The 14,189-nt window shown below is 56.7% G+C and carries 12 protein-coding genes and 1 pseudogene; 9 read left to right on the forward strand and 4 right to left on the reverse strand.

Features of this window, described 5'->3' with window-relative positions; all coding sequences use genetic code 11:
- Positions 1-95: 95 nt before the first annotated feature.
- Positions 96-1,400, forward strand: a complete 1,305-nt coding sequence (locus BHE81_RS00640) for an MFS transporter (protein ID WP_002887901.1) — start codon at positions 96-98, stop codon at positions 1,398-1,400.
- 62 nt (positions 1,401-1,462) lie between these two features.
- On the opposite strand, the gene satP is transcribed toward BHE81_RS00640, so the two are convergent.
- The 3 genes from satP to BHE81_RS00655 form a co-directional block, all read right to left on the reverse strand.
- The gene (satP, locus tag BHE81_RS00645; RefSeq protein WP_004177461.1) at positions 1,463-2,029 is read right to left on the reverse strand and encodes an acetate uptake transporter; all 567 of its coding nucleotides are present in this window, start codon (positions 2,027-2,029) and stop codon (positions 1,463-1,465) included.
- Positions 2,030-2,117: 88 nt separating this feature from the next.
- On the reverse strand, positions 2,118-2,867 hold the full coding sequence (msyB, locus tag BHE81_RS00650; RefSeq protein ID WP_004146011.1) for an acidic protein MsyB: 750 nt from the start codon (positions 2,865-2,867) through the stop codon (positions 2,118-2,120).
- Between the two features lie 27 nt (positions 2,868-2,894).
- Complete coding sequence (locus tag BHE81_RS00655) at positions 2,895-3,299, reverse strand: DUF2541 family protein (RefSeq protein ID WP_023343005.1); 405 nt, start codon at positions 3,297-3,299, stop codon at positions 2,895-2,897.
- Positions 3,300-3,684: 385 nt separating this feature from the next.
- Between BHE81_RS00655 and dnaK the strand changes: the two genes are divergently transcribed.
- The 4 genes from dnaK (at position 3,685) to nhaR (ending at position 9,126) form a co-directional block, all read left to right on the forward strand.
- Entirely contained in the window at positions 3,685-5,601 is a 1,917-nt protein-coding gene (gene dnaK, locus BHE81_RS00660; protein WP_004146997.1) for a molecular chaperone DnaK, read from the forward strand.
- A gap of 87 nt (positions 5,602-5,688) precedes the next feature.
- Complete coding sequence (gene dnaJ / locus BHE81_RS00665) at positions 5,689-6,822, forward strand: molecular chaperone DnaJ (protein WP_002887955.1); 1,134 nt, start codon at positions 5,689-5,691, stop codon at positions 6,820-6,822.
- 177 nt (positions 6,823-6,999) lie between these two features.
- Positions 7,000-8,175 carry a Na+/H+ antiporter NhaA gene (gene nhaA, locus BHE81_RS00670; RefSeq protein WP_004192071.1) on the forward strand — a complete coding sequence of 392 codons (1,176 nt, stop codon included), beginning with the start codon at positions 7,000-7,002 and terminating at the stop codon, positions 8,173-8,175.
- A 54-nt stretch (positions 8,176-8,229) separates the two neighbouring features.
- Positions 8,230-9,126 carry a transcriptional activator NhaR gene (gene nhaR / locus BHE81_RS00675; protein WP_002887961.1) on the forward strand — a complete coding sequence of 299 codons (897 nt, stop codon included), beginning with the start codon at positions 8,230-8,232 and terminating at the stop codon, positions 9,124-9,126.
- 119 nt (positions 9,127-9,245) lie between these two features.
- Here nhaR and rpsT read toward each other — a convergent pair whose 3' ends face one another.
- On the reverse strand, positions 9,246-9,509 hold the full coding sequence (gene rpsT / locus BHE81_RS00680) for a 30S ribosomal protein S20 (RefSeq protein WP_002887965.1): 264 nt from the start codon (positions 9,507-9,509) through the stop codon (positions 9,246-9,248).
- A 116-nt stretch (positions 9,510-9,625) separates the two neighbouring features.
- On the opposite strand from rpsT, the pseudogene BHE81_RS28525 reads away from it, so the two are divergent.
- The 4 genes and pseudogenes from BHE81_RS28525 to lspA all read left to right on the forward strand — a co-directional run.
- Positions 9,626-9,831, forward strand: a pseudogene (locus BHE81_RS28525) (DUF2575 domain-containing protein); the annotation flags it as partial.
- A gap of 7 nt (positions 9,832-9,838) precedes the next feature.
- Complete coding sequence (gene ribF / locus BHE81_RS00690; RefSeq protein WP_002887969.1) at positions 9,839-10,777, forward strand: bifunctional riboflavin kinase/FAD synthetase; 939 nt, start codon at positions 9,839-9,841, stop codon at positions 10,775-10,777.
- Positions 10,778-10,820: 43 nt separating this feature from the next.
- The gene (gene ileS, locus BHE81_RS00695) at positions 10,821-13,637 is read left to right on the forward strand and encodes an isoleucine--tRNA ligase (protein ID WP_004212580.1); all 2,817 of its coding nucleotides are present in this window, start codon (positions 10,821-10,823) and stop codon (positions 13,635-13,637) included.
- Positions 13,637-14,137, forward strand: a complete 501-nt coding sequence (gene lspA, locus BHE81_RS00700; RefSeq protein WP_002887973.1) for a signal peptidase II — start codon at positions 13,637-13,639, stop codon at positions 14,135-14,137. Before ileS ends, lspA begins: the two co-directional genes overlap by 1 nt.
- The last annotated feature ends 52 nt before the right edge of the window (positions 14,138-14,189 follow it).

Consider the following 14,189-nt stretch of genomic DNA (forward strand, 5'->3'; position numbering starts at 1 on the left):
TGCATCGCTAATGGTGTGCCGTTTTATTTACGATATAGTGATTTTTACTTTACACACTATAAAACACGCTGCACACCTCAGGATGAAATTGCGTTATGTCATATGTAAACCGACCGCTCAACCGCCAGGATTATAAAACGCTGACGCTGGCCGCCCTGGGCGGCGCGCTGGAGTTTTATGACTTTATCATTTTCGTTTTCTTCGCCGCTGTCGTCGGCGAGCTCTTCTTCCCTGCGGATATTCCCGAATGGCTGCGCCAGGTGCAAACTTTTGGCATTTTCGCCGCCGGTTACCTGGCGCGTCCGCTGGGGGGCATCATCATGGCCCACTTTGGCGATCTGGTGGGGCGCAAGAAAATGTTCACCCTCAGCATCCTGCTGATGGCGCTGCCAACCCTGGCGATCGGTCTGCTACCGACCTATAGCTCGGTAGGTATCATCGCCCCGCTGCTATTGCTGCTGATGCGTATTCTGCAGGGAGCGGCGATCGGCGGTGAAGTTCCAGGCGCCTGGGTGTTTGTCGCTGAGCATGTCCCGGAAAAACGCATTGGTATCGCCTGCGGCACGCTGACGGCCGGCCTGACGGTTGGCATTCTGCTGGGGTCGGTGGTGGCCACGCTTATCAATACCAGTCTGACGCCGCAGGGGATCCACGACGGCGGCTGGCGGATCCCCTTCCTGCTGGGCGGCGTATTTGGTCTGATAGCGATGTATCTGCGCCGCTGGCTGCAGGAGACGCCGATTTTTCTTGAGATGCAGCAGCGCAAAGCGCTGGCGCAGGAGCTGCCGGTAAAAGCGGTGGCGCTCAAGCACCAGAAGGCGGTGGTGATCTCTATGCTGCTGACCTGGCTGCTGTCGGCTGGCGTGGTGGTGGTGATCCTGATGTCGCCGGTCTGGCTGCAGAAGCACTATGGTTTTGCGCCGGCCATTACCCTGCAGGCCAACAGCATCGCCACCATTATGTTGTGCATCGGCTGTCTGCTCGCCGGGCTGGCGGCGGACCGCTTCGGCGCCAGCCGCACTTTTATCGTCGGCAGCCTGCTGCTGGCGGTTGCCAGCTGGGCATTTTACCATCTTGCCGGCGCCAGCCCGCAGCGGCTGTTTCTGCTCTACGGTACGGTGGGGCTTTGCGTCGGCGTGGTGGGGGCGGTGCCCTATGTGATGGTGCGGGCCTTCCCGGCGGAAGTACGCTTCACCGGCATCTCTTTCTCCTACAACCTGTCGTACGCGATCTTTGGCGGCCTGACGCCGATTGCGGTCACCATGCTGATGGGGGTGTCGCCGATGGCGCCGGCCTGGTATGTGCTGGCCCTGTCGCTGATGGGGCTAGGATTAGGTATCTGGCTGCGTCAGGAGCTGACGGCGCCGACGGGGATGCCGGAAGGGGAGCTGCAGCGTTAACGATGGCTAGCTGATGCTGATAATGACCTGCCGCCGCCCTGTGACCGGACGGCGGCGGAAGATTAGCGCGGTTCGCCGATCGGCAGCACGGTGCGGCCGAACTGTTCGTTCAGCACTTCACCCATCGCCAGGTAAATAGCGCTGGCGCCACAAATCAGGCCGACCCAGCCGGCTACCTTCACAATGCCTTCGTTATCGACCAAATGGCCAATCGCCAGCAGCGCGAACAGTACGGTCAGGCTCAGGAAGACAAACTGCAGCATGCGGGCTGCCTTCAGGGTGCCAAAGAACATAAACAGGGTAAAGACGCCCCACAGGCCGAGGTACATACCGAGGAAGTGCGCGTTTGGCGCGTCTGCCAGGCCCATTTTCGGCATCAGAAGAATCGCCACCAGCGTCAGCCAGAAGCTGCCGTAGGAGGTAAAAGCGGTTAAGCCAAAAGTGTTGCCTTTTTTGTATTCCAGCAGGCCGGCAAAAATTTGCGCAATGCCGCCGTAAAAAATGCCCATCGCCAGGATAGCTACATCGAATGCGAACAGGCCGCTATTCGCCAGGTTAAGCAGAATAGTGGTCATGCCGAAGCCCATAAGGCCCAGCGGTGCCGGATTAGCCAACTTAGTGTTGCCCATAATTCCTCAAAATTATCATTAAAAGGGAAGCATTACCCCGCGACTTGGCGGCGGGGCGCGGCATAATAATGAGGCGCTGAAGGGCTGTCTATGATCTGGCGGGGTATTTTTCACCAATTTCCGCGGTGTCTGACGGCGGCTGGAGCATTTGCCGTAAACAGGCAATATGCAGGACCGCGGGGATGGTGACCCGGTAGGCGCTGCCGCTCACCGCTTTAACGCTGTTCAGCGCGGCGCCGAGCGGTCCGCCCAGCCCGGCGCCGCGCACCAGGCCATGACCGATGACGCTCACCGCGGCGTGCGTGCGCAGGATGGCGGTTAAGCGTTCGTCCAGCAACAAAGTGACGCCTTCGCTTAGCTTGCGATGCCTCAGCAGATGAGCCATCAGGCTGTCCAGCTCATGGCTCCGGCACTCCACCGCGGCGAGAAACTGCGCTTTTTGCTCCGCGTTCAGTTTATTCCAGCTGTGCTGCAGAAAATGCGCCAGCAACTGCTGCTCGATCTGCGGCGTCGACAGCTGTTTGTCGACCTTCGCTTTCAGTCGTTTACATACATCCAGCAGGATCGCGCGATAAAATTTGCCATGGCGGCGCAGCGTGTTGGCGATGCTATCGCCGCCAAAATGCTGTAGCTCACCGGCGATTAGCTGCCAGTTGCGGCGATAACGCTCCGGGTGCCCCTCCATCGCTAAAAATGTCTCGTTGCGCAGGAGCGTGCTGGAGAGACGGGGTTTGCCATTTTCCCCGTGGGTCAGAATGCGGGTAAAGGCTTCCAGATGCGCCTCGCTGCACTCAGGCAGAAAGGCGAGATCGTCATCCTCCAGGTAATTAATATGCATAACGTTTTCTCTCGGGCAGGGGCGACATTAGTCATCGCCGATAATTTTCAGTGATGCCATATCTGAGGAGTGCACCGTGTGGCCGGAGAAGGCGATCTTCTTCACGCAACGTTTGTTGTCGTTATCGCTATTGATGTTGATCCAGCCGGTGGTGCAGCCCTCTTTGATCCCGGCGGGGACGTTCAGCGTGTGGCTGGCGCCGCGGCTGGCCTTAAAGTAGACCGTCGCCCCGGAGAGTTGTACATCGCCGCGGTCGGCGCTGAGCTGAATGCGTTTGACCACCCGGCAGACGGGGAGCGTCAGCGTCAGGTCGTTGGTTTCATTGCGCGGCATAGCTATCACGCCGAGAATTTTATGGTCGTTAGCGGCCGCCGAGGTGATAAATGACACGCCGAGGATAAGCCCTACGGAAAGCCGGTATAGCGATTTCATTAATTTGTCCCCTGAATAAGCGAAGTGCGATGGCGGGGAAGTTTATCACTGCGAAAACGGGGCTTTTAGCGCGCAAGTATTGCGGGTTATGTCAATGATATTATGAATGTATTTCCTATTTTAATCCGTTTTTTGTATGTGTATTTCGCCGTCGTTTTTGCCATCCAACAACCTTGTTCGGCAAGTCATCCGTAACCTTGGGCGAATCCGAGGCAAAAAATTTTTATGCTTGCCCCTTGATGCCGGAGTGGGCGACCCCATCTTGTAGTCAACCGCAGTGAAGAACCTGAAAAAAAATGATGTCTGGGCAGTTGAAACCGCACGTTTCGCCCTTATTACAGGTTCACAACCACATGTTGATCGAATTTTTAGTGGAGACGTTTAGATGGGTAAAATTATTGGTATCGACCTGGGTACTACCAACTCTTGTGTAGCGATTATGGATGGCACTACTGCACGCGTGCTGGAGAACGCCGAAGGCGATCGCACCACGCCTTCTATCATTGCCTATACCCAGGATGGTGAAACTCTGGTTGGTCAGCCGGCTAAACGTCAGGCAGTGACAAACCCGCAAAACACCCTGTTTGCGATTAAACGCCTGATTGGCCGCCGCTTCCAGGACGAAGAAGTTCAGCGTGACGTTTCTATCATGCCATACAAAATTGTTGCCGCAGACAATGGCGACGCATGGCTGGATGTGAAAGGCACCAAAACTGCACCGCCGCAGATCTCTGCTGAAGTGCTGAAGAAAATGAAGAAAACGGCTGAAGATTACCTGGGTGAACCGGTAACTGAAGCGGTTATCACCGTACCGGCTTACTTCAACGATGCGCAGCGTCAGGCAACAAAAGATGCCGGCCGTATCGCCGGTCTGGAAGTCAAACGTATCATCAACGAACCAACCGCGGCCGCGCTGGCTTACGGTCTGGATAAAGAAGTGGGCAACCGTACTATCGCGGTTTACGACCTCGGTGGTGGTACTTTCGATATCTCGATTATCGAAATCGACGAAGTTGATGGCGAAAAAACCTTTGAAGTTCTGGCGACCAACGGTGATACCCACCTGGGCGGCGAAGACTTCGATACTCGTCTGATCAACTACCTCGTTGATGAGTTCAAGAAAGATCAGGGCATTGACCTGCGCAACGACCCGCTGGCCATGCAGCGCCTGAAAGAAGCCGCTGAGAAAGCGAAGATTGAACTGTCTTCTGCTCAGCAGACCGACGTTAACCTGCCGTACATCACTGCAGACGCGACCGGTCCGAAACACATGAACATCAAAGTGACTCGCGCGAAACTGGAAAGCCTGGTAGAAGACCTGGTTAACCGTTCCATCGAGCCGCTGAAAGTCGCTCTGCAGGATGCCGGTCTGTCCGTTTCCGATATCAACGACGTGATCCTCGTTGGTGGTCAGACTCGTATGCCGATGGTGCAGAAGAAAGTGGCCGAGTTCTTTGGTAAAGAACCGCGTAAAGACGTTAACCCGGATGAAGCCGTGGCGATCGGTGCTGCCGTTCAGGGCGGTGTACTGACTGGCGATGTGAAAGACGTTCTGCTGCTCGACGTAACCCCGCTGTCGCTGGGTATCGAAACCATGGGCGGCGTGATGACTGCGCTTATCAGCAAAAACACCACCATCCCGACCAAGCACAGCCAGGTGTTCTCTACCGCTGAAGACAACCAGTCTGCGGTAACCATCCATGTGCTGCAGGGTGAGCGTAAACGCGCGTCTGATAACAAATCTCTGGGTCAGTTCAACCTGGATGGTATTAACCCGGCGCCGCGCGGCATGCCGCAGATCGAAGTGACCTTCGACATCGATGCTGACGGTATCCTGCACGTCTCCGCGAAAGACAAAAACAGCGGTAAAGAGCAGAAGATCACCATCAAAGCGTCTTCCGGTCTGAATGAAGAAGAAATTCAGAAAATGGTTCGCGAAGCAGAAGCTAACGCCGAATCTGACCGTAAGTTCGAAGAGCTGGTACAGACCCGCAACCAGGGCGACCATCTGCTGCACAGCACTCGTAAGCAGGTTGAAGAAGCAGGCGATAAACTGCCGGCTGACGACAAAACTGCCATTGAGTCTGCGCTGACCGCGCTGGAATCTTCTCTGAAAGGCGAAGACAAAGCGGATATCGAAGCGAAAATGCAGGCGCTGGCGCAGGCTTCTCAGAAGCTGATGGAAATCGCTCAGCAGCAGCACGCTCAGCAGCAGGCGGGTTCCGCTGACGCTCAGGCGAGCAACGCGAAAGACGACGATGTTGTCGACGCTGAGTTCGAAGAAGTGAAAGATAAAAAATAATCGCCCTTTGAACGGGTAAAACACTGGCACGGGCGAAGAGGTTTCCTCTCCGCCCGTGCACGCATGTTAAGGGGCTGAAAAACACCGATGGCAAAGCAAGATTACTACGAGATTTTAGGCGTTTCCAAAACAGCGGAAGAGCGTGAAATCAAAAAGGCTTATAAGCGCCTGGCCATGAAATATCACCCGGACCGCAACCAGGGTGATAAAGAGGCTGAAGCCAAATTTAAAGAAATCAAAGAAGCGTATGAAATCCTGACTGATGCCCAGAAGCGTGCGGCCTACGATCAGTACGGCCACGCGGCCTTCGAACAGGGCGGCATGGGCGGCGGCGGCGGTTTTGGCGGCGGTGCGGACTTCAGCGATATCTTTGGCGATGTTTTCGGCGATATCTTTGGCGGCGGGCGTGGTCGTCAGCGCGCGGCACGCGGCGCCGATCTCCGTTACAACATGGAGCTGACGCTGGAAGAAGCGGTGCGCGGCGTCACTAAAGAGATCCGTATTCCGACGCTGGAAGAGTGCGACGTCTGCCACGGCAGCGGCGCCAAGGCCGGCAGCAAACCGCAGACCTGTCCGACCTGTCATGGCGCAGGCCAGGTGCAGATGCGCCAGGGCTTTTTTGCGGTACAGCAGACCTGTCCGCACTGCCAGGGACGCGGTACGCTGATTAAAGATCCGTGCAATAAATGTCATGGCCATGGCCGCGTAGAAAAGACTAAAACCCTGTCGGTTAAAATTCCGGCGGGCGTGGATACCGGTGACCGGATCCGTCTGGCGGGCGAAGGCGAGGCCGGCGAACATGGCGCGCCGGCAGGCGATCTGTACGTTCAGGTTCAGGTGAAGCAGCACGCTATCTTTGAGCGTGAAGGCAATAACCTGTACTGCGAAGTTCCGATCAACTTCACCATGGCGGCGCTGGGCGGTGAGATCGAGGTCCCAACGCTCGACGGCCGCGTGAACCTGAAAATTCCAGGTGAAACCCAGACCGGCAAGCTGTTCCGCATGCGTGGAAAAGGCGTGAAATCCGTTCGCGGCGGCGCGCAGGGCGATCTGCTGTGCCGCGTGGTGGTGGAGACGCCGGTGGGGCTGAATGAGAAGCAGAAGCAGCTGCTGAAAGAGCTGCAGGAGAGCTTCGGCGGTCCGACCGGGGAAAACAACAGCCCGCGTTCGAAAAGCTTCTTTGACGGCGTGAAGAAGTTCTTCGACGACCTGACCCGCTAATTCCGCCTTTGTTGATATCCGGCCCGGGCCTTTGCTGCCCGGGCTTTTTTTCGCCTTATCACTCCCCTTTAATTCGTAAAAAGCGAATATTAGCGCAACTTAAATCTGATTTTTTCGAGTTATCAGTATGTGTATTATGCTTTTATCGAGTTATTCACCAACAGGATGAAAGTAAAAGTGAAACATCTGCAACGATTCTTTAGTAGCGATGCTTCCGGCGGCATTGTCTTAATTATCGCCGCCGCGCTGGCGATGGTGATGGCCAATACCAGCGTGACCAGCGGTCTGTATCACTCCTTCCTTGAGACGCCAGTACAGCTGCGTGTGGGCGCGCTGGAGATCAACAAGAACATGCTGTTATGGATCAATGATGCCCTGATGGCGGTGTTCTTTTTGCTGATTGGCCTGGAGGTCAAGCGTGAGCTGATTCAGGGGTCGCTGGCGAGCCGCCGTCAGGCGGTCTTCCCGGTGATAGCCGCGCTGGGCGGCATGATCGTCCCGGCGCTGGTCTACCTGGCCTTTAACGCCCAGGATCCTGTCGCCAGAGAGGGATGGGCGATCCCGGCGGCGACGGATATTGCCTTTGCCCTCGGCGTGCTGGCGCTGTTAGGTAGCCGGGTCCCGACGGCGCTGAAGATTTTCCTGATGGCGCTGGCGATTATTGATGACCTCGGGGCTATCGTGATTATCGCGCTGTTTTATACCCACGACCTGTCCATGCTCTCGCTGGGCGTGGCGGCGGCGGCGATCGCGGTGCTGGTGGCCCTGAATCTGAGCGGCGTGCGGCGTACCGGGATCTATATTCTGGTTGGCGCGGTGCTGTGGACGGCGGTGCTGAAGTCTGGCGTTCACGCGACCCTTGCCGGGGTGATTGTCGGCTTTATGATCCCGCTCGAAGAAAAGCATGGCAAGTCGCCGGCCAAAGCGCTTGAGCATGTCCTGCACCCGTGGGTGGCGTTTATGATCCTGCCGCTGTTTGCCTTCGCGAACGCGGGGGTCTCACTGCAGGGGGTCACCCTTGCCGGGCTGACGTCGCTCCTGCCGCTGGGCATTATGGCTGGCCTGTTTATCGGTAAGCCGCTGGGGATTAGCCTGTTCTGCTGGCTGGCCCTGAAGCTGAAGTGGGCTTCGCTGCCGGAGGGAACCACCTGCAAGCAAATTATGGCGGTGGGGATCCTGTGCGGGATTGGCTTTACGATGTCGATTTTCATCGCCACCCTGGCCTTTGGCAGCGTGGATCCCGCGTTGATCAACTGGGCCAAGCTTGGCATCCTGATCGGCTCAGTGCTATCAGCGGTCGTCGGCTACCTCATACTGCGTCAGCGCGTGACGGATACTCGCCTCGCGGTATAACCTTTCTGCAGGAGAGCCCGCCAGGCTCTCCTGGACATTATCAGGGAGAGAAGCATGTCACATATTAACTACAATCATCTGTACTACTTCTGGCACGTGTATAAAGAAGGGTCCGTCGTGGGCGCGGCGGAGGCGCTGTTTCTGACGCCGCAGACCATTACCGGGCAGATCAAAGCCCTGGAGGAGCGCCTGCAGGGGAAATTATTTAAGCGAAAGGGAAGGGGGCTTGAGCCGAGCGAGCTGGGGGAGCTGGTTTTTCGCTATGCCGACCGGATGTTTACCCTCAGCCAGGAGATGCTCGACATCGTCAACTATCGCAAAGAGTCGAACCTGCTGTTTGACGTCGGCGTGGCCGATGCGCTCTCGAAACGGCTGGTCAGCGGCGTGCTGGATGCCGCCGTCGTTGAGAGCGAGCAGATTCATCTGCGCTGTTTTGAATCCACTCATGAGCTGCTGCTGGAGCAGCTGAGCCAGCATAAGCTCGACATGATTATCTCTGACTGCCCGATCGACTCGACGCAGCAGGAAGGGCTATTTTCGGTGAAGATCGGCGAGTGCAGCGTCAGCTTCTGGTGCATGAATCCGGCGCCGACGAAGCCGTTCCCGGCCTGCCTCGAAGAGCGGCGGCTGCTGATCCCCGGCCGGCGATCGATGCTGGGACGTAAGCTGCTGAACTGGATTAACGTGCAGGGCCTGAAGGTGGAGATCCTCGGCGAGTTTGACGACGCGGCGCTCATGAAAGCCTTCGGCGCCGCACATAATGCGATATTTGTCGCGCCGACGCTCTACGCGCATGATTTCTACCATGATGAATCGATTGTCGAAATTGGCCGTATGGATAGCGTGATGGAGGAATATCACGCTATTTTCGCTGAACGAATGATTCAGCACCCGGCGGTACAGCGTATCTGTAATCGCGATTATTCGTCGCTGTTCACCGAACCCCGATAGCCGGAAGGCGTGGGCTGGCGTGGCTCAGATCGCGCCAGCGTGCGCTACCGGGGGAAGATGATAGGCATAAAAAAACCCGCTTTCGCGGGTTTCTTTAACAAAGTTCAGCAAGCAGGCGATTAAGCCAGTTTGTTGATCTGTGCAGTCAGGTTTGCTTTATGACGCGCAGCTTTGTTTTTGTGGATCAGACCTTTAGCAGCCTGACGGTCCACGATCGGTTGCATTTCGTTAAATGCTTTCTGTGCAGCAGCTTTGTCGCCAGCTTCGATAGCTGCGTATACTTTCTTGATGAAAGTACGCATCATAGAGCGACGGCTTGCGTTGTGCTTGCGAGCCTTTTCAGACTGAACGGCGCGCTTCTTAGCTGATTTGATATTAGCCAAGGTCCAACTCCCAAATGTGTTCTATATGGACAATTCAAAGGCCGAGGAATATGCCCGTTTAGCCTTCTTTTGTCAATGGATTTGTGCAAATAAGCGCCGTTTAACACCACAGCGCTTCATTACGTAGTGATGGCGCAAGATTCTACCAGCTTGTTGCAGGCGAATACAGCTTTTCCACCATAAAAATCGCCGGGCGCGGCCAGTTTTCACGCTTTCTCGCGCTGAGTGAATGAATTCCTGAGAACTTTCGTTGCCGAGGTGCAATCGCTGGTTAACGTTGACAGTTGTACAAGGTATACTCGGACGATTTTCACTGTTTTGAGCCAGACATGAAGCTGATACGCGGCATACATAATCTCAGTCAGGCCCCGCACGGGTGCGTGCTGACCATTGGTAATTTCGACGGCGTGCATCGTGGGCATCAGGCGCTGCTGCAGCGGTTGCGCGAAGAGGGCCGCCAGCGCGGTTTACCGGTCGTGGTGATGATTTTTGAACCCCAGCCGCTGGAGCTCTTTGCCGCTGATAAAGCCCCGGCGCGATTGACCCGCCTGCGTGAAAAGCTGGGCTATCTGGCTGAAAGCGGGGTTGACTATGTATTGTGCGTTCGCTTTGACCGCCGGTTCGCCGCGCTAACCGCGCAGGATTTTATCAGTGAACTGCTGGTGCGTCGCCTGGGCGTGCAGTTCCTCGCCGTTGGTGACGATTTCCGCTTTGGCGCTGGTCGCCAGGGGGATTTCTTGTTATTACAAAAGGCGGGGGCGGAATATGGCTTCGACGTCACCAGTACCCAAACCTTCTGCGAAGGCGGGGTGCGAATCAGCAGCACGGCGGTACGCCAGGCGCTGGCCGATGACGATCTCCTGCTGGCGGAGACGCTGCTCGGCCATCCGTTTAGCATCTCCGGACGCGTCGTGCATGGTGATGAACTAGGCCGAACCATAGGTTTTCCGACGGCGAACTTACCGCTGCGTCGTCAGGTTTCCCCGGTTAAAGGGGTCTATGCGGTAGAAGTGACAGGGCTGGGTGACAAACCGATAGCGGGCGTCGCCAATATTGGCACCCGTCCAACGGTTGCGGGCGTGCGTCAGCAGCTCGAAGTACATCTGTTGGACGTTGTAATGGACCTCTACGGTCGCCATATCAATGTAATACTGCGTAAAAAGATACGTAACGAGCAGCGGTTTGCGTCGCTGGACGAGCTGAAGGCGCAAATCGCACGTGATGAGTTAACGGCCCGCGAATTATTTGGGCTGACCAGCCAGGCCTGAGCCACTGGTGTTTATCAAACCGAAATACGGAACCGAGAATCTGATGAGTGACTATAAATCGACCCTGAATTTGCCGGAAACAGGGTTCCCTATGCGTGGCGACCTCGCCAAACGCGAACCGGGAATGCTGGCGCGTTGGACCGATGATGACCTGTACGGCATCATTCGTGCAGCCAAAAAAGGCAAAAAAACCTTCATTCTGCATGATGGCCCTCCTTATGCGAATGGCAGCATTCATATTGGTCACTCGGTAAACAAGATTCTGAAAGACATTATCGTTAAGTCCAAAGGACTGACGGGCTATGACTCGCCTTACGTTCCGGGCTGGGACTGCCACGGTCTGCCGATCGAGCTGAAAGTGGAGCAGGAATACGGCAAGCCGGGTGAGAAATTTACCGCTGCCGAATTCCGCGCTAAGTGCCGCGAATATGCCGCCGAGCAGATCGATGGCCAGCGTAAAGACTTTATCCGTCTCGGCGTGCTGGGCGACTGGTCGCATCCGTACCTGACCATGGACTTCAAAACCGAAGCCAACATCATCCGCGCGCTGGGCAAAATCATCGGTAATGGCCACCTGCATAAAGGCGCCAAACCGGTGCACTGGTGCGTAGACTGCCGTTCCGCGCTGGCGGAAGCGGAAGTGGAGTATTACGACAAAACCTCTCCGTCTATCGATGTCGCGTTCCACGCGGTAGACAAAGCCGCGGTACTGGCGAAATTCGGCGTAGCCGACGTCAACGGTCCGGTGTCGCTGGTTATCTGGACCACCACGCCGTGGACCCTGCCGGCCAACCGCGCTATCTCTCTGTCTCCTGAGTTCGACTATGCGCTGGTGCAGGTTGACGGCCAGGCGCTGATCCTGGCGAAAGACCTGGTTGAGAGCGTAATGAAGCGCGTTGGCGCGACGGACTACACTATTCTGGCGGCGGTACAAGGTTCTGAGCTTGAGCTGATGCGCTTTAAGCATCCGTTCCTCGATTTCGACGTGCCGGCGATCCTTGGCGACCACGTGACGCTGGACGCCGGTACCGGTGCGGTGCATACCGCTGGCGGCCACGGTCCGGACGACTACACCATCAGCCAGAAATACGGTCTGGAAATCGCCAACCCGGTTGGCCCGGACGGCGCTTACCTGCCTGGCACCTGGCCGTCTCTGGACGGCATTAATGTTTTCAAAGCCAATGACATCATCGTTGAGATGCTGCGTGAGCGTGGCGCGCTGTTACACGTTGAGAAACTGCAGCACAGCTATCCATGCTGCTGGCGCCACAAGTCGCCGATCATCTTCCGCGCCACTCCGCAGTGGTTCGTGAGCATGGATCAGAAAGGCCTGCGCGCGCAGTCGCTGAAAGAGATCAAAGGCGTGCAGTGGATCCCGGACTGGGGCCAGGCGCGTATCGAATCGATGGTCGCTAACCGCCCTGACTGGTGTATCTCCCGTCAGCGCACCTGGGGCGTGCCGATGTCGCTGTTCGTGCATAAAGAAACCCATGAACTGCACCCGCGTACCCTTGAACTGATGGAAGAAGTGGCAAAACGCGTTGAAGTTGACGGCATCCAGGCGTGGTGGGATCTCGATTCCCGCGACATTCTTGGCGATGACGCCGACAGCTATGAGAAAGTGCCGGATACCCTCGACGTCTGGTTTGACTCCGGGTCGACCCACTCTTCCGTGGTTGACGTGCGTCCGGAATTCGCCGGTCACGCCGCCGATATGTATCTGGAAGGTTCTGACCAGCATCGCGGCTGGTTCATGTCCTCGCTGATGATTTCCACGGCGATGAAAGGCAAAGCGCCATATCGTCAGGTACTGACCCACGGCTTCACCGTCGACGGCCAGGGCCGCAAAATGTCCAAGTCTATCGGCAACACCGTTAGCCCGCAGGACGTGATGAACAAGCTCGGCGCCGATATCCTGCGCCTGTGGGTGGCTTCCACCGACTACACCGGCGAAATGGCGGTCTCTGACGAGATCCTCAAACGCGCCGCCGACAGCTATCGTCGTATCCGTAATACCGCGCGCTTCCTGCTGGCGAACCTTAACGGTTTCGATCCGGCGAAAGACATGGTTAAACCGGAAGAGATGGTGGTGCTGGACCGCTGGGCGGTCGGCTGCGCGCAGGCGGCACAGGAAGATATCCTGAAAGCCTACGAATCCTACGACTTCCATGAAGTGGTGCAGCGCCTGATGCGCTTCTGCTCCATCGAGATGGGCTCGTTCTACCTCGACATCATCAAAGACCGCCAGTACACCGCCAAGGCGGACAGCGTGGCGCGTCGCAGCTGCCAGACCGCGCTGTTCCATATCGTGGAAGCGCTGGTGCGCTGGATGGCGCCGATCATGTCCTTCACCGCAGATGAAATCTGGGGCTATCTGCCGGGCGAGCGTGAGAAATATGTCTTCACCGGCGAGTGGTATGAAGGTCTGTTCGGCCTGGCCGACGACGAAGCGATGAACGACGATTTCTGGGATGAGCTGCTGAAGGTGCGTGGCGAAGTCAACAAGGTGATCGAGCAGGCGCGTGCGGATAAGAAAGTCGGCGGCTCGCTGGAAGCGGCAGTCACGCTGTATGCTGATGCCGATCTGGCGGCTAAGCTCAATGCGCTGGGCGATGAATTGCGATTTGTCCTGTTGACCTCCGGGGCGAACGTCGCAGACTATGCGAGCGCGTCCGCTGATGCGCAGCAAAGCGAACTGCTCAAAGGGTTGAAAGTCGCATTGAGTAAAGCTGAAGGTGAGAAATGCCCGCGCTGCTGGCATTACACCACCGATATCGGCAAGGTGGCGGAACACGCGGAAATCTGCGGACGCTGTGTGAGCAACGTCGCCGGTGACGGCGAGCAACGTAAATTCGCCTGATGAGTAAATCGATCTGTTCAACGGGGCTACGCTGGCTGTGGGTGGTCGTAGCCGTGCTGATTATCGATCTGGGCAGCAAATTCCTGATCCTCCAGAACTTCGCTCTGGGGGAGACGGTTCCGCTGTTCCCGTCGCTTAATCTGCATTATGCCCGCAACTATGGCGCGGCCTTTAGCTTTCTCGCCGACAGCGGCGGCTGGCAGCGCTGGTTCTTTTCCGGGATCGCGATCGGCATTTGCGTGGTGCTGACGGTGCTGATGTACCGTTCGAAGGCGACGCAAAAGCTGAACAATATTGCCTACGCGCTGATTATCGGCGGCGCGCTGGGCAACTTGTTCGATCGCCTGTGGCATGGCTTTGTGGTCGATATGATCGACTTCTACGTCGGCGACTGGCATTTTGCCACCTTCAACCTCGCCGATAGCGCGATCTGCATCGGCGCAGCGCTGATTGTGCTGGAAGGCTTCCTGCCGAAACCGACTGTGAAAGAGCAGGCGTAAATCTCAATGCCGGGTGACGTGACGCTTACCCGGCCTACAGAATTTTTGGCCC

It is taken from the genome of Klebsiella sp. AqSCr (assembly GCF_008452795.1).
GTDB classification, from domain to species: Bacteria; Pseudomonadota; Gammaproteobacteria; order Enterobacterales; family Enterobacteriaceae; genus Klebsiella; species Klebsiella pneumoniae.

Excerpts from the sequence above, each read along its gene's own strand:
- ribF (WP_002887969.1), top strand. The coding sequence starts at position 9,839 with ATGAAGCTGATACGCGGCATACATAATCTCAGTCAGGCCCCGCACGGG.
- nhaR (WP_002887961.1), top strand. The coding sequence starts at position 8,230 with ATGTCACATATTAACTACAATCATCTGTACTACTTCTGGCACGTGTAT.
- lspA (WP_002887973.1), top strand. The coding sequence starts at position 13,637 with ATGAGTAAATCGATCTGTTCAACGGGGCTACGCTGGCTGTGGGTGGTC.
- BHE81_RS00640 (WP_002887901.1), top strand. The coding sequence starts at position 96 with ATGTCATATGTAAACCGACCGCTCAACCGCCAGGATTATAAAACGCTG.
- ileS (WP_004212580.1), top strand. The coding sequence starts at position 10,821 with ATGAGTGACTATAAATCGACCCTGAATTTGCCGGAAACAGGGTTCCCT.
- satP (WP_004177461.1), bottom strand. The coding sequence starts at position 2,029 with ATGGGCAACACTAAGTTGGCTAATCCGGCACCGCTGGGCCTTATGGGC.
- BHE81_RS00655 (WP_023343005.1), bottom strand. The coding sequence starts at position 3,299 with ATGAAATCGCTATACCGGCTTTCCGTAGGGCTTATCCTCGGCGTGTCA.
- dnaK (WP_004146997.1), top strand. The coding sequence starts at position 3,685 with ATGGGTAAAATTATTGGTATCGACCTGGGTACTACCAACTCTTGTGTA.
- msyB (WP_004146011.1), bottom strand. The coding sequence starts at position 2,867 with ATGCATATTAATTACCTGGAGGATGACGATCTCGCCTTTCTGCCTGAG.
- dnaJ (WP_002887955.1), top strand. The coding sequence starts at position 5,689 with ATGGCAAAGCAAGATTACTACGAGATTTTAGGCGTTTCCAAAACAGCG.